This window comes from Nocardiopsis mwathae, from assembly GCF_014201195.1.
In the GTDB taxonomy this organism is placed as follows: Bacteria; Actinomycetota; Actinomycetes; order Streptosporangiales; family Streptosporangiaceae; genus Nocardiopsis_C; species Nocardiopsis_C mwathae.
The window spans coordinates 1,470,389-1,485,340 of the sequence record NZ_JACHDS010000001.1 but is presented as its reverse complement, the minus strand read 5'-3'; the positions used below and the strand labels follow the sequence as shown (position 1 = coordinate 1,485,340).

At 70.7% G+C, this 14,952-nt stretch carries 11 protein-coding genes; 1 reads left to right on the top strand and 10 read right to left on the bottom strand.

Features of this window, described 5'->3' with window-relative positions; translation table 11 throughout:
- Positions 1-90 precede the first annotated feature (90 nt).
- From gap to uvrC, 6 genes are all read right to left on the bottom strand, one after another.
- Complete coding sequence (gene gap / locus HNR23_RS05975; protein WP_184074295.1) at positions 91-1,095, bottom strand: type I glyceraldehyde-3-phosphate dehydrogenase; 1,005 nt, start codon at positions 1,093-1,095, stop codon at positions 91-93.
- Between the two features lie 762 nt (positions 1,096-1,857).
- Positions 1,858-2,961 (bottom strand): IS630 family transposase, encoded by a 1,104-nt coding sequence (locus tag HNR23_RS05970; RefSeq protein WP_184074287.1) that lies wholly within the window; start codon positions 2,959-2,961, stop codon positions 1,858-1,860.
- Positions 2,962-2,995: 34 nt separating this feature from the next.
- Positions 2,996-3,976: a DNA-binding protein WhiA gene (whiA, locus tag HNR23_RS05965; RefSeq protein ID WP_184074284.1), complete on the bottom strand. Its 981-nt coding sequence runs from the start codon at positions 3,974-3,976 to the stop codon at positions 2,996-2,998.
- Between the two features lie 301 nt (positions 3,977-4,277).
- Complete coding sequence (locus tag HNR23_RS05960) at positions 4,278-5,297, bottom strand: gluconeogenesis factor YvcK family protein (protein ID WP_246421613.1); 1,020 nt, start codon at positions 5,295-5,297, stop codon at positions 4,278-4,280.
- A 149-nt stretch (positions 5,298-5,446) separates the two neighbouring features.
- Positions 5,447-6,331, bottom strand: a complete 885-nt coding sequence (gene rapZ, locus HNR23_RS05955; protein WP_184074282.1) for an RNase adapter RapZ — start codon at positions 6,329-6,331, stop codon at positions 5,447-5,449.
- A gap of 179 nt (positions 6,332-6,510) precedes the next feature.
- Entirely contained in the window at positions 6,511-8,586 is a 2,076-nt protein-coding gene (gene uvrC, locus HNR23_RS05950; protein ID WP_184074280.1) for an excinuclease ABC subunit UvrC, read from the bottom strand.
- Positions 8,587-8,818: 232 nt separating this feature from the next.
- On the opposite strand from uvrC, the gene HNR23_RS05945 reads away from it, so the two are divergent.
- Positions 8,819-10,036, top strand: coding sequence for a mechanosensitive ion channel domain-containing protein (locus HNR23_RS05945; RefSeq protein ID WP_184074278.1), 1,218 nt, complete (start codon positions 8,819-8,821; stop codon positions 10,034-10,036).
- Positions 10,037-10,139: 103 nt separating this feature from the next.
- Here the strand turns inward: HNR23_RS05945 and HNR23_RS05940 are convergent, their stop codons facing one another.
- From HNR23_RS05940 to uvrA, 4 genes are all read right to left on the bottom strand, one after another.
- A complete protein-coding gene (locus tag HNR23_RS05940) occupies positions 10,140-10,556 on the bottom strand; it encodes a Rieske (2Fe-2S) protein (RefSeq protein ID WP_184074276.1) in 417 nt (138 codons plus the stop codon).
- A gap of 126 nt (positions 10,557-10,682) precedes the next feature.
- On the bottom strand, positions 10,683-11,189 hold the full coding sequence (locus tag HNR23_RS05935) for an RDD family protein (protein ID WP_184074274.1): 507 nt from the start codon (positions 11,187-11,189) through the stop codon (positions 10,683-10,685).
- A gap of 213 nt (positions 11,190-11,402) precedes the next feature.
- Positions 11,403-11,951, bottom strand: a complete 549-nt coding sequence (locus tag HNR23_RS05930; protein ID WP_184074272.1) for an RDD family protein — start codon at positions 11,949-11,951, stop codon at positions 11,403-11,405.
- Between the two features lie 122 nt (positions 11,952-12,073).
- The gene (gene uvrA, locus HNR23_RS05925; protein WP_184074270.1) at positions 12,074-14,908 is read right to left on the bottom strand and encodes an excinuclease ABC subunit UvrA; all 2,835 of its coding nucleotides are present in this window, start codon (positions 14,906-14,908) and stop codon (positions 12,074-12,076) included.
- Between the last annotated feature and the right edge of the window lie 44 nt (positions 14,909-14,952).

Below are 14,952 nucleotides of genomic sequence, written 5' to 3'. Positions count from 1 at the left end.
TGCATGGGAACGCGGTGGCGCCCCTCCCGTTCTCGAAGGGGCGCCACCCCGGTGCTCGCACGGCCGGACCGCGACGGTTGCCGGCTGGGGTTACAGGCTGGAGCCGACCAGCTTGGCCAGGTCCACGAGGCGGTTGGAGTAGCCCCACTCGTTGTCGTACCAGCCGATGACCTTGACGGTGCTGCCGAAGGCCATGGTCAGGCTGGCGTCGAAGGTGCAGGAGGGCGCGGTGCCGACGATGTCGGAGGAGACGATCGGGTCCTCGGTGTAGGTCAGCACCTGCTTGAGCGGGCCCTCGGCGGCGGCCTTGAAGGCGGCGTTGACCTCGTCCTTGGTGACCTCGCGCTCCAGCTCGACCACCAGGTCGGTGACCGAGCCGTCCGGCACCGGGACGCGCATGGCGATGCCGTCGAGCTTGCCCTGCAGCTCCGGCAGCACCAGGGCGGTGGCCTTGGCGGCGCCCGTGGTGGTCGGGATGATGTTCTGCGCGGCGGCGCGCGCCCGGCGCAGGTCGGAGTGCGGGAAGTCCAGGATGACCTGGTCGTTGGTGTACGCGTGGGTCGTGGTCATCAGACCCTTGACGATGCCGAAGTTGTCCAGCAGCGTCTTGGCCATCGGCGCCACGCAGTTGGTGGTGCACGAGGCGTTGGACAGCACGTGGTGCCGGGCCGCGTCGTACTTGTCGTCGTTGACGCCCATGACCACGGTCAGGTCTTCGCCCTTGGCCGGAGCGGAGATGATGACCTTCTTGGCCCCGGCGGCGATGTGCTTCTTGGCGTCCTCCGCCTTGGTGAAGCGGCCGGTGGACTCGATGACGACGTCCACGCCGAGGTCGCCCCACGGCAGCCGGGCCGGGTCGCGCTCCTCGATGGCCTTGACCGAGGCGTTGCCGACGCGGATGGTGTCGCCGTCGACCGCGACGTCGCCGTCGAGGGTGCCCAGGACGGTGTCGTACTTGAGAAGGTGAGCGAGCGTGGCGTTGTCGGTGAGGTCGTTGACCGCGACGATCTCCACCTCGCTGCCGGCGGCCTGGACCGCCCGCCAGAAGTTGCGGCCGATCCGGCCGAATCCGTTGACGCCTACACGGATGGTCACGGAACCAGTCTCCTCACTTGTTGCATGCTTTGACGATCGCCGCACCGACGAGACGAGTGTTCTACGGCCCGGCGAAGATGCGCGCTGGGGTCGAGACCGAGCTTAGCGGAGTAGCGGCAGGTGAAGGTGTCCGCCCTGCCCTAGCCGACCGGCTCCGCGAGCACCCGGGCCATCGTCGCACCGACACCCGGCAGAGGTCTATACCATTTGCCGAAGTTATCCGGACCTTCGCGCTGTTCACAGAGTGCAACACGGACCGGGCAACGGTCGACGGCCGATCGGCCCGGTTCCGGACGGCCCGCGGTCCCCCGCGCGGGGGACGTCCGCCCAGGGCGTGTTCGGCGGATGCTCCGCGGTGGGCGGCCCTCCGGGGGCTCTCGTGCCGCTCCACGGGGTCGATCCCGGCCGACTTGACGCGTTCGGCGGGCCGGGGCGGGTCCGGGGCGCGAGGTCGGCGTCGGTGTGGGCAGCGTGGGGCTTGAAGGGTGAAGGGCCTTCCGGTGAGCCGGTGTGGACGTCGGACGCCCACACCGACACCGAAGGCCCTTCCTTTATGTCCAGCTTGCCCCGTTGTGTCACCAACTTCTGTGGTCAGTACACCTAGGGCGTGTTTGGCGGATGCTTTCCGGTGAGCGAGCGGCCGTCCGGGGCGGCGCTCGCAAGCCGCTTCACGAAGTCAATCCAGGTCGGCTTCACGAGTGGAGCGGCGCAGCGAGCGTTGTTCCGGTGGCCGCGAGCCGGGAATGATCCGTCAAACACGCCCTAGTGTCCTGATTGGTTAGTTCGTTTGTTGATTTGTTGGCAGTAGAAGGCAAGGCTGTCGAGGATCTCCTCGGCGGTCTTGGTCCACACATATGGGCGGGGGTCCTCGTTCCAGGACGCGGCCCAGGCGCGGATGTCCTTTTCCAGGGCTTGGACGCTGCGGTGGGTGCCGCGGCGGATCAGCCGCTCGGTGATCTCGGCGAACCAGCGTTCGACCAGGTTCAGCCAGGACGAGCCGGTCGGGATGAAGTGGAGGTGGAACCGGGGGTGGCGCAGCAGCCACCTGCGGATCTCGGGTGTCTTGTGCGTTGCGTAGTTGTCCAGGACCAGGTGTACCTGCAGCTCGGCAGGGACCTCGCGGTCGATCTTGGCCAGGAACTTCTTGAACTCCGTGGCGCGGTGCCGGCGGTGGATGGAGGTGATCACCCGGCCGGTGGCGGTGTCCAGGGCTGCGAACAGGCTGGTCACTCCCGCGCGCACATAGTCATGGGTCGCGCGCTCGGGTGTGCCGGGCATCATCGGCAGGATCGGCTGGGTGCGGTTGAGGGCCTGGATCTGGGATTTCTCGTCCACGCACAGCGCGACCGCCCGTTCGGGAGGGTCCAGGTACAGGCCGACCACGTCGCGGACCTTGTCGATGAAGAACGGGTCGGTGGAGAGCTTGAACGACTCGGTGCGGTGGGGTTGCAGGCCGAAGGCGTTCCAGATCCGCCAGACCGCGTTCTGGGTGAGGCCGGTGTGCTTGGCCATGGAGCGTGTGGACCAGTGGGTGCCGTGGGCGGGCCTGGTCTCCAGGGTCGCGGCCACGACCGCCTCGACCTGGGCGTCGGTGACGGTGCGCGGCCGGCCCGGCCGTGGTTCGTCGGTCAGGCCCTCCAAGCGGTGCTCGGCGAAGCGCTGCCGCCACTTGGTCACCGTGGGCGCCGACACCCCCAGCTCGCGCCGCACTTGGGCGTTGGACATGCCCTGGGCGCAGGCGAGCACGATCCGCGCCCGCAGGGCCAGGTCCTGGGCGGTCTTGCGGCGTCTGACCCACCGCTGGAGCTCGGTGCGCTCGTCCTCGGACAGGTCCAGCGGTGGCGGTTTCGGTCCGGGAAGACTCATCCCACAACCATAAACGAACTAACCAATCAGGACACTAGGGCACCAGCATGTCGGGGGTGAGGTTGGCGTCGGTGCCCGGGATACCGAGGTCGGAGGCGCGCTTGTCGGCCATGGCCAGCAGCCGCCGGATCCGCCCGGCGATCGCGTCCTTGGTCAGCGGCGGCGTGGACAGCTGGCCCAGCTCCTCCAGGGACGCCTGCTTGTGCGCCAGCCGCAGCTGGCCGGCCGCGACCAGGTGCTCGGGGGCCTCTTCGCCGAGGATCTCCAGCGCCCGCTCCACCCGCGCACCGGCGGCCACCGCCGCACGCGCGCTGCGGCGCAGGTTGGCATCGTCGAAGTTGGCCAGCCGGTTGGCGGTGGCCCGCACCTCGCGGCGCATCCGCCGCTCCTCCCAGGCCAGCACGCTCTGGTGCGCCCCCAGCAGGGTGAGCAGGGCCCCGATGGAGTCACCGTCGCGCACCACCACCCGGTCCACGCCGCGCACCTCCCGCGCCTTGGCGTGCACCTTCAGCCGCCGCGCCGCCCCCACCAGGGCCAGCGCCGCCTCCGGCCCCGGGCAGGTGACCTCCAGCGACATCGAGCGCCCGGGCTCGGTCAGCGACCCGTGGGCGATGAACGCCCCGCGCCACGCCGACTCCGAGTCGCACGCCCCGCCGGCGACCACGTGCCGCGGCAGGCCGCGCACCGGCCGCCCGTTGTTGTCGATCAGCCCGGTCTGCCGCGCGAAGCTCTCGCCGTCCTTGATCACCCGGACGACATAGCGGTTGCCCTTGCGCAGTCCGCTGGGAGCCAGGACGACGACCTCGGACTCGTGCCCGAACACCTCGGAGATGTCCTTGCGCAGCCGCCGCGCGGCCGCCCCGGTGTCGAGCTCGGCCTCGATCACGATCCGGCCGCCCACCAGGTGCAGGCCGCCGGTGAAGCGGAGGATCGTGGAGACCTCGGACTTCCGACAGCATGGCTTGAGAACGGTCAGCCGGCTCAACTCGTCCTTCACCACGCCGGTCATCGCCATGGATGCGGTCCTCCCCCTGGAGCTCGTCGCGCTTGCCCCCGCGTCGGCGGGGTCCTCCGCCGCCGCGAGGCGGCCGCGCTCGCCACGGCGACGAAGATTCGCGCACATATCGGTCGCGGGCGCAATGCGGCCTCGTACGCAGACTACTGGCCTGCGGCCGGTTCGCCACTCACTTGGCCGCGTGTCCGATGTCGCTGGTCGAACCGGCGAGTCGCGTTCTTCCCCGTTCCGACGATCTTGGTAGGAAAGCGCCCCCGCCCTCCCCACCCCGCGCCGCAGAGTACCGACGGAGCGGTTTCGGTCAGTTCCGGATGATGTCGTCGAAAGCCGCCGCAAGCCGATCGTGGTCGTGGCGCGGCGACCCGTCGGGCGCCCCCACGTCGGCCAGCACCAGCCGGCCGCCGAGTGCCTTGGCCGCCTCGGCCAGCCGATGGGTGTCCTCGACCGCCCCCCGGTCGGCCAGCACCACGTCGACCTTCAGGTTGGGCGCGTGCGCGGCCAGCACCTCCAGGTAGGTCTCGGGCGCGAAACCGTCGGTCTCCCCCCGCTGGGGCGACAGGTTGAGCGTCACGATGCGCCGCGCCGCCGTGGTGACCAGCGCCTGGGCGAGGTCGGGCACCAGGAGGTGCGGCAGCACACTGGTGAACCAGGAACCGGGACCGAACACGACCCAGTCGGCCTCCCGGACCGCCTTGACCGCCTGCGGCGAGGCCGGCGGCCCCTCGGGGATCAGCGAGATCGAGCGCACCCGGCCGCGGGTGCTGGCGCACGCCACCTGGCCGCGCACGGTGGTGACATCGTGGGGGCGCGCGGGGTCGACCCCCTGCACCTCAGCGACGATGTCCAGCGGCACCGAGGACATCGGCAGCACGCGCCCGTGTGCTCCCAGCAGCTGGCCCACCCAGTCCAGGCCGGCGACCGAGTCGCCGAGCAGCTCCCACAGGGCGACGATGAGCAGGTTGCCGACCGCGTGCCCGTGCAGCTCGCCCTCGGACTGGAAGCGGTGCTGGACCACCTCGCTCCAGGTGTGGCCCCACTCGTCGTCGCCGCACAGCGCGGCCAGCGCCATGCGCAGGTCCCCCGGGGGCAGCACGCCGAGCTCGCGGCGGAGCCGACCGCTCGACCCGCCGTCATCGGCGACCGTCACCACCCCGGTGAGGTCGGTGGTGACCCGGCGCAGCGCCGACAGCGAGGCGTGCAGCCCGTGCCCGCCGCCCAGGGCCACGACCCGCGGCGGGAGGTCGTCCTCCCCGGGGTCGGCCGCCGGCCGGTCCGGATCGGCGCACCCGTGGTCGTCGCGCTCCTGCGTGTTGCCTGACATCAGTGCCGTCTACCTCGTACCTTTCCTCGCCTGCGCCCGGGACCGGGCCGCAGTGCCCGCGCCGGACACGCCGCAAGGTCCCGCGCCACCGAGAGTGAACGAGCCAATGCTAGGGATCCCGGCGCCGCTTGGCCATCCGGGGGCGGAGGTCACTCCCTGCCGAGGTCCCGGTGGACCACGTGCACCTCGATGCCTTGCTCGCGCAGGCGCTCGCCGAACCGCTCCGACATCGCGACACTGCGGTGCTTGCCGCCCGTACACCCCACGGCGAACGTCATGTAGTGCTTGCCCTCACGCTGGTAGCCCGCCAGGATCAGCCGCAGCACCTCGGTGTAGGCGTCCAGCATCTCCTTGGCGCCCTCTTGGGCCAGGACGTATTCGCGGACCGGCGTGTCGCGCCCGTTCATCGGGCGCAGCTCGGGGATCCAGTGCGGGTTGGGCAGGAACCGGCAGTCCAGCACCAGGTCGGCGTCGACCGGCAGGCCGTGCTTGAACCCGAACGACACCACGTTGGCCCGGGGTCGTGCCTCCTCGGCCCCGCCGAAGAAGCCGATGACCTTCGCCTTGAGCTGGTGCACGTTGAGCTGCGAGGTGTCGATGACCAGGTCGGCCTCGCCGCGGATCGCGCGCAGCGTCTCGCGCTCCCGGGAGATGCCGTCGGTCAGCCGCCCGTCGCCCTGCAGCGGGTGCGGACGGCGCACGCTCTCGAACCGGCGGACCAGCTCGTCGTCGCCGGCCTCCAGGAACACCACGCGCGCGATGATGCCCCGCGACCGCAGCTCCTCCACCATGGACAGCAGGTCCTCGGTGAACGCCATGCTGCGCACGTCGACGACCGCGGCGACGCGGGGGACCGCGCCCTGGGTCCGCCCCGCGAGATCGATCATGGTCGGGAGCAGGCCCGGCGGCAGGTTGTCGACCACGAACCAGTCGAGGTCCTCCAACGCCCGTGCGGCCGTGCTCCGGCCGGCACCGGACATGCCCGTGACAATGACGATCTCCGGCGGGAGCTCCCCGCTGAGATTGTTCGTCATGCGTCCCCTCTCCCCCAATTCGCTGTAGGTCTCGCCGTCCTCATCCACATCCCGTTCGTCGTCCATCGTTCCGCCGCGCCCTGCGCGGTGGTCTCCGTCGCCGACCACCGGTGATCGGGCGTTTCTCGGCGGGTCTCTTCCTCTCTCGCGGTATCCGGAAGACATCCGCGGAACGCGCGCTAGCCGCCCTTCCCGTCCGGCGCGTTGCGGCCGCCCGCACGCGCCCCGTCGCCTCCGCTGCCGTTCACGCCGCCGTCCGACCCGCCGTCCGCACCGGTCAGCCGGTCGTGGATGGTCCGGGCGAGGTGCGGGCCGATGCCGGGCACTTCGGCGATCTGCTCGGTGTCGGCCGCCGCCAGCCGCTTCACCGATCCGAAGTGCTTGATCAGCGCCGAGCGCCGGGCCGGCCCCAGGCCCGGCAGATCGTCCAGGGCGCTGCCGGTGAGCGCCTTGGCCCGCTTCTGCCGGTGGTAGGTGATGGCGAAGCGGTGCGCCTCGTCGCGCACCCGCTGCAGCAGGTACAGCCCCTCTCCGGCGCGCGGCAGGATCACCGGGTCCTCGTCGTCGGGAAGCCACACCTCTTCCAGCCTCTTGGCGAGCCCGCACACCGCGATGTCGGTGACGCCGAGCTCGTCCATCGCCGCCCGAGCGGCCCGCACCTGCGGCAGGCCGCCGTCCACGACGACCAGATTAGGCGGGTAGGCGAACTTCCCGGGCCGGGCCGTCCCGTCCGTACCCCCTCCGGTCCCGTTCTCGGCGCCGTCGCCCATCCGGGCGACCTCGCCGTGGCGGCTGCTCTCCTCAAGGTAGCGGGTGAAGCGGCGCTTGATGACCTCGTGCATGGAGGCGACGTCGTTCTGCTCCGCCCCGTTCCGGCCGGTCCCGCGGACGCTGAAGCGCCGGTACTCCGACTTGCGCGCCAGGCCGTCCTCGAAGACCACCATCGACGCCACGACATGCTCGCCCATCAGGTTGGAGACGTCGTAGCACTCGATGCGCAGCGGCGCCTCGTCCAGCCCGAGCGCCTCCTGGACCTCGTTCAGCGCGCGGCTGCGCGTGGTCAGGTCGCCGGCGCGCTGGGTCTTGTGCCGCGCCAGCGCCTGCTCGGCGTTCTTGGCAACGGTCTCCAGCAGCGTCCTCTTGTCGCCGCGCCGCGGCACCCGCAGGTTCACCGCGGCGCCGCGGCGTTCGCCGAGCCAGGCGACGACCGCGTCCCGGTCGGCCGGTTCCGCCGACACCAGCACCTCACGGGGGATCGCGGACTCCGGGCCCCCGGGTGCGGCGGCCCCGGCGCCGGCAGGGTCCGCGGCGCCGCCATCGGCCCCGCCGTAGGTCTGCGCCAGGAACCGCTCGACGAGCTCCCCGGTACCGACGTCCTCGACCTTGTCGACCACCCAGCCGCGCTGGCCTCGGATGCGCCCGCCCCGCACGTAGAAGACCTGGACGGCGGCCTCCAGCGGGTCCTCGGCGAAGGCGATGACGTCGCAGTCGGTGGCGTCGCCGAGCACCACGGCCTGCTTCTCCAGGGCGGTGCGCAGCGCCTCGATGTCGTCGCGGAGCCGCGCGGCGCGCTCGTACTCCTGCTCTGCGGCGGCCTCGCGCATGCTCTGCTCCAGCCGCCTGATGAATCGGCCGGTGTCCCCGGCCATGAACGCGCAGAAGTCCTCGGCCAGCCCCCGGTGCTCCTCGGCGGAGACCCGGTCGACACACGGCGCCGCACACTTGCCGATGTAGCCGAGCAGGCAGGGGCGGCCGCTGTTGCGGGCTCCGCGGAACACCCCGGCCGAGCAGGTCCGCACCGGGAAGACGCGGAGCAACAGGTCGACGGTCTCCCGGATGGCCCAGGCGTGCCCGTAGGGGCCGAAGTAGCGCACACCCGTGCGCTTGGCGCCGCGCATCACCTGGACACGCGGATACTGCTCGTTCAGCGTGACCGCGAGGTAGGGGTAGCTCTTGTCGTCGCGGTACTTGACGTTGAACCTGGGGTCGTACTCCTTGATCCAGGAGTACTCCAGCTGGAGCGCCTCCACCTCGGTTCCCACGACGGTCCAGTCGAGGTGGGCGGCGGTGGAGACCATGGTCTGGGTGCGGGGGTGCAGCGCGGCGAAGTCCTGGAAGTAGGAGGAGAGCCGGGCCCGCAGGTTCTTGGCCTTGCCCACGTAGATGACCCGGCCGTGCTCGTCGGAGAACCGGTACACCCCGGGGGAGGTCGGGATCGAACCGGGGCTGGGGCGCAGATGGGAACGGGCAGCCATACCCCCATTGTCGTCGGCGGGGCCGACATTCGGCCACCTGGCGCCGTGCCGGCCGCCCGGTCGGCGCCGCACGGGGTCGCGGCCACCCGCGGACCTAAGGTGGAAGATACAGAGGGTGACCAGCGAGCATGCGCGACCTCACCCGGCGAACGTCACGATTCGGTATCCCGATGGCCTAGGTTAGGCGAGGTACTCGCCCGATTATTCCGTTTCTCAAAGGGGGACCGTTCCCGTGGATGCCGCACAGTGGACCGTGATCGGCGTCTCCGTCGCGATCTCCGTGCTGCTCGTCACGGTCGTGCACTGGCTGCTCACCCACCAGCTGTCGAAAGTCTGGCAGCTGGCCGAGCCCCTGGTGCGACGCTGCCGCTACTCCGCGTACGCGGCGGCTGCCGTGGTCGGCGTGAACATCTCACGGCCCGACCAGGCCGAGATGGCCGACCGCACGCTCTACCCGGTGATCCAGCACGCCCTGACCATCGCGATGATCATCGCCCTGACCTGGCTCGCCCTCACGGTGGCCTACGCGATCACCGACACCGTGCTCAAGCGGCTCTCGGTCAGCAACGGCGACGCCGACCGGCGTTCCCGCCGCCTGCAGACCCAGGTGCGGCTGCTGCGCCGGATCGCCGCCACCATCATCGCCGTCATCGCCACAGCGGCGGTCCTGTTCACCTTCGACGCGGTGAAACCACTCGGTGCCGGGCTGCTGACCTCCGCCGGCCTGATCGGCATCGTCGCCGGCATCGCGGCCCAGTCGACACTGGGCAACCTCTTCGCCGGGCTGCAACTGGCGTTCAGCGACGCACTGCGGCTCAACGACATCGTGGTGTTCGAGGGCAACTGGGGCCGGGTCGAGGAGCTCAGCCTGACCAACGTGACGCTGCGGCTGTGGGACGAACGGCGCCTGGTCGTGCCGGTCTCCCACTTCACCGGCAACGTGTTCGAGAACTGGACCAAGGAGAACACCTCCATCACCGGCTGGGTGCTGCTCCGGGTCGACTGGAGCATCCCCATCGAGCGGCTGCGCGAGGAGGTCGGCGACTTCATCACCTCCCACCCGCTGTGGGACGGGCGGCGCTGGTCGCTCCAGGCCACCGACATCCTGGAAGGCGGCCTTGTCGAGCTGCGCGCCGTGGCCACCACCGCCGATGCCGACGCCCGCTGGGATCTCTGCTGCGACCTGCGCGAGCACCTCATCGGGTTCATCACGACCAACTTCCCGGACTCGCTTCCGCGCCGCCGGACCGAGTTCGTGACCCGCACCGAGGACGACCCCTACGGGCTGGTCTTCCCCGAGTCGGCCTTCCGGCGCCGCCGGGGCAGAGCCGAGGGCACCGGCGGCGCCCCCGACGGCTCGCTGCGCTCGGAGGCGGCGGAGGGGTCCGAGACCTCGCGGACCGACGGCGACGGCGACGGGGATGGCGACGGAGACGGCGACGGCACCTGAGCGGGCCGTCGCCCCCGCATCCTCGCATCGATCTCGGGAGAGCGGTCGGGCTCCGGCCGGAGTCGCGGCCCTCCCCCCGAGAGCGCCGGCGGGAAGGGGAAGGTCAGGAGTCGTCGGACTTGTCGAGCACGATGTCGGTGCCGTCGATGGTGACGGAGAACTTCTCCAGCGGCTCGGTGGCCGGGCCCTTGAGCACCTCGCCCGTGGCGATGTCGAACTCGCTGCCGTGGCACAGGCAGTGGATGTTCTCGGTCTCGGTGACTTCCTGGATCGTGCAGCCCGAGTGGGTGCACACGGCGCTGTAGGCGCGGTAGTCGCCCTTCTCCGGCTGGGTGATGACGAGCTTGCCCTGGACGATGACCTTGCCGCCGCCCTCGGGGATCTCCGTCGTCTGCGCGACGACCCTGCCCCGGAGCACGTCCTGCGGCTTGGGCCGACCCTCCGCGCTGGCGCACGCGCTCGCTCCCACCATGGCCGCTCCCGCGACCCCCGCGGCGCCGAGCAGCCGCCTCCGGCTCATCCCGCACGCACACGTCGCCCCCGCACCCATCACGCGGCTCCCTTCGATCGAACCCGGAAAAGCACTACATAGCGTAGTACTAGTTCGGTGCGGAACGGTCACCGGGGACACGCCCCGATGCCCTGGTCAGCCGCTGTGCACCACGATGGTGCGGGCGACGTGGTCGTGGACCCCCTGCCCATAGGGCCGGGACCACAGCGGCCACAGCACGCAGAAGACCAGGAACAGGATGCCCGCGACCACGTTCCAGCCCGGGATCCACCAGAACAGCACCCAGACATGGAACACCGCGGCGCGGGCGACGATCGAGGCGATCGGGATCGGGCCCGGGTGGCCGCCCCCCTCGCGGGGCGCCACCTCCAGGTCGAGCAGCTTCTTACCGGCCGTGCGGCGCCTGCGCGCCACGTTGACCGCGTCGTACCCGACCAGGATGAGGAAGTAGCAGACGCAGAAGATGATGAAGAAGTTCTCGGCCTTCGCCCCGCCGCCGAGCGCCAGGGCGCCCAGCCAGACCAGGCCCACGATCCCGGCCGCCACGGCGGACGGGACCATCACCAGGACGAGGTCGACGAGCCGCGCGCCCGTACGGCGCAGCCACGTGGCCGGGGGACGGGCCGGCGCGACCTGCGGCACCGGGCCCGGCTCCGCCGCACCCCACCCCGGCTGCGGTGGCGGAGGGGCGTGGGAGCCCCCGTGCGCGGCACCGACGGGCCGTCCCGGCGTCCCGGGCGTACCGGGGGCGGGCACCGCGCCTTCATTCCACGGCGGTGGTTGGTTCATCTGTGCTGCGACCTTCTCGGCAGGGGGCTTGTCGTCGGGGAACGCTCACGCTGTCGAACGCCTGTGTCAGGCGCCTTCCGACGATACCGGCCGCTCTCGCGTGGTCACCACCTCGGTGCCGCCGAGCCGGTCGTGCAGGCCGCGTCCGCGCGGCTGGTCGAGGAAGGCCGAGGTGACCGCGTAGATGGAGACGCCCAGCGCCAGCAGTCCGATGACCGGGACGAAGTTCAACAGCACCGACAGGTACAGGACGGTGGAGCGCTTGAGCACGCCCAGCGCGTCGGCCGGGCCGCCGCTCCCGTCCTCCTCTTCCGTGCTCATGGCGATCCGCAGGCCGCAGAAGAGCTTGCCCGGCGTGGCGCCGTAGAGCGCGGTGAACGCCACCTCATAGCCCGCGTAGAGCACGAACAGGATGAGCGAGGAGACCAGGGAGGCGAGGAACTCCTTCATCATCGTCTCGCTGCCGACCGGCACCTCGTAGGAGACGGCGGCGCTGACCACCAAGCCGATGGAACCGACGATGACCAGGTCGATCACCCGGGCGAGGACCCGCATGCCCATCCCGGCCGGTACCTGGATGCCGGCACCGGGCCGCCCGGAGAGGGCGTCGCTCATCGTCTCCTCGATTCCAGGTGCTCCGACGCCGCGAACGGGCCCCCGGGGGGAGCGTCGTCCAGGCGGCGGCGTCCCAGATGGTCGCGCGTTTCAGTATCCCACCCTAGTGCGTACGCCCCCCGCTAGAGCATCTTGGCGAGGAACTGCCCGGTGTAGGAGCCGTCCGCGGCCGCGACCTGCTCGGGGGTGCCGGTGGCGACGACCGTGCCGCCTCCCGCACCGCCCTCGGGCCCCATGTCGATGAGGTGGTCGGCGGTCTTGATGACGTCCAGGTTGTGCTCGATGACGATGACGGTGTTGCCGTTGTCGGCCAGCCGGTCCAGCACTCCCAGCAGCTTGCGGATGTCCTCGAAGTGCAGGCCGGTGGTGGGCTCGTCCAGCACGTAGACGGTGCGCCCGGTCGAGCGGCGCTGCAGTTCCGAGGCGAGTTTGACGCGCTGGGCCTCGCCGCCGGACAGCGTGGTCGCGGGCTGGCCCAGCCGCACGTAGCCCAGCCCGACATCGTTGAGGGTCTGCATGTGCCTGCGGATCGCGGAGATCGGCTCGAAGAACTCCAGGGCCTCCTCGACCGGCATGTTCAGGACCTCGGAGATGGTCCTGCCCTTGTAGTGCACGTCCAGGGTCTCGCGGTTGTACCGCGCACCGTGGCACACCTCGCAGGGGACGTACACGTCGGGCAGGAACTGCATCTCGATCTTGATCGTGCCGTCGCCCGCGCACGCCTCGCAGCGGCCGCCCTTGATGTTGAAGGAGAACCGGCCCGGCTGGTAGCCGCGCATCTTCGCCTCGGTGGTCTGCGCGAACAGCTTGCGGATGTGGTCGAAGACGCCGGTGTAGGTGGCGGGGTTGGACCGCGGGGTGCGGCCGATGGGGCTCTGGTCGACGTGCACGACCTTGTCGACCTGCCCCAGCCCGTTGACCCTGGTGTGCCGCCCCGGCACCGAGCGGGCGCCGTGCAGCTCCTTGGCCAGGGCCTTGTACAGGATCTCGTTGACCAGGGTGGACTTGCCGGAGCCGGAGACCCCGGTGACGGCGGTGAACACCCCGAGAGGGAAGGCGACGTCGATGTCCTTGAGGTTGTTCTCGCGGGCGCCCTTGACCACGAGTTCGCGCCCCTTGGCGGTGGGGCGGCGCGTGGTGGGCACCTCGATGCCCCGGCGCCCCGACAGGTAGTCGCCGGTGGCGGAGTCGGTGCTGGCGAGCAGCTGCTCGACGGAGCCGGAGACGACGACCTTGCCGCCGTGCTCGCCCGCGCCGGGGCCGATGTCGACGACCCAGTCGGCGGCCCGGATGGTGTCCTCGTCGTGCTCCACCACGATGAGGGTGTTGCCGATGTCGCGCAGCCGCTGCAGGGTCTCCAGCAGCCGGAAGTTGTCGCGCTGGTGCAGGCCGATGGACGGCTCGTCGAGCACGTAGAGGACGCCCACCAGCCCGGAGCCGATCTGCGTGGCCAGCCGGATGCGCTGTGCCTCACCGCCGGAGAGCGAACCGGAGGGCCGCTCCAGGTTGAGGTAGTCCAGTCCGACGTCGAGCAGGAAGCCCAGCCGGGCGTTGATCTCCTTGAGCACCTGGGAGGCGATGACCCGGTCCCGCTCGCTCAGCCGCAGGTCGCGCAGGAACCGGGCGCACTCGCTGAGCGGCAGGGCGCTGACATCGGCGATGGAGGCGCCGCCCACCGTGACCGCCAGGACCACCGGCTTGAGGCGCTTTCCGTCGCACGCCGGGCAGGGAACGGTGCGCATGTAGCCCTCAAGGCGCTCGCGGCTGAAGTCGCTCTCGCTCTCGGAGTGGCGGCGCTTCACCCACGGGATGACGCCTTCGAAGTCGGTGTAGTAGGAGCGAGTGCGCCCGTAGCGGTTGCGGTAGCGGACGTGAACCTGGGTGTCGTGGCCGTCGAGCAGGGCCTTGCGGGCGGTCTTGGGCAGCCGCTCCCACGGGGTGTCGAGGTCGAAGCCGACGGCGTCGCCCACGGCCTGCATGAGGCGTCCGAAGTACTCGGTGGCGTGGCCGCCCGACCAGGGCGCGATGGCGCCCTCGTTCAGCGTCTTACCGGGGTCCGGGATGAGCAGCTCGGAGTCGACCTCCATGCGCGTGCCCAGACCGGCGCACTCGGCGCAGGCACCGAAGGGTGAGTTGAAGGAGAAGGAGCGCGGCTCCAGCTCCTCGAAGGAGAGGTCGTCGTAGGGGCAGTAGAGGTGTTCGGAGAAGACCTTCTCGCGCTCGGGGTCGTCGTCGGGCAGGTCGACGAAGTCCAGCGTGATCGTGCCGCCGGCCAGCTCCAGCGCGGTCTCGATGGAGTCGGTGAGCCGCTTCTTCGCCGACTCCTTGACGGTGAGCCGGTCGACGATGACGGCGATGTCGTGCTTCTCCTGCTTCTTCAGGGCCGGTGCCTCATCGAGCCGGGCCATGGTGCCGTCCACCATGGCCCGGGTGAAGCCCTTGGCCTGCAGGTCCTTGAAGAGCTCGGTGTACTCGCCCTTGCGCCCGCGCACGACGGGGGCGAGCACCTGGAACCGGGTGCCCTCGGTCAGCTCCAGGACCCGGTCCACGATCTGCTGCGGGGTCTGCCGGGCGATCTCCCGGCCGCACTCGGGACAGTGCGGCACACCGATGCGCGCCCACAGCAGCCGCAGGTAGTCGTAGACCTCGGTGATGGTGCCGACGGTCGAGCGGGGGTTGCGGCTGGTCGACTTCTGGTCGATGGAGACCGCCGGTGACAGGCCCTCGATGAAGTCGACGTCGGGCTTGTCCATCTGGCCGAGGAACTGGCGGGCGTAGGCCGACAGCGACTCCACATAGCGGCGCTGCCCCTCGGCGAAGATCGTGTCGAACGCGAGCGACGACTTGCCCGACCCGGAGAGTCCGGTGAACACGATCATCGCGTCGCGGGGCAGGTCGAGGGAGATGTCCTTGAGGTTGTGCTCCCGGGCTCCCCGGATCACCAGCTGCTCGGCCATGTTCTTGCTTCAGCCCCCTCGGCATCGGCGCGCGGTTCGGGTGG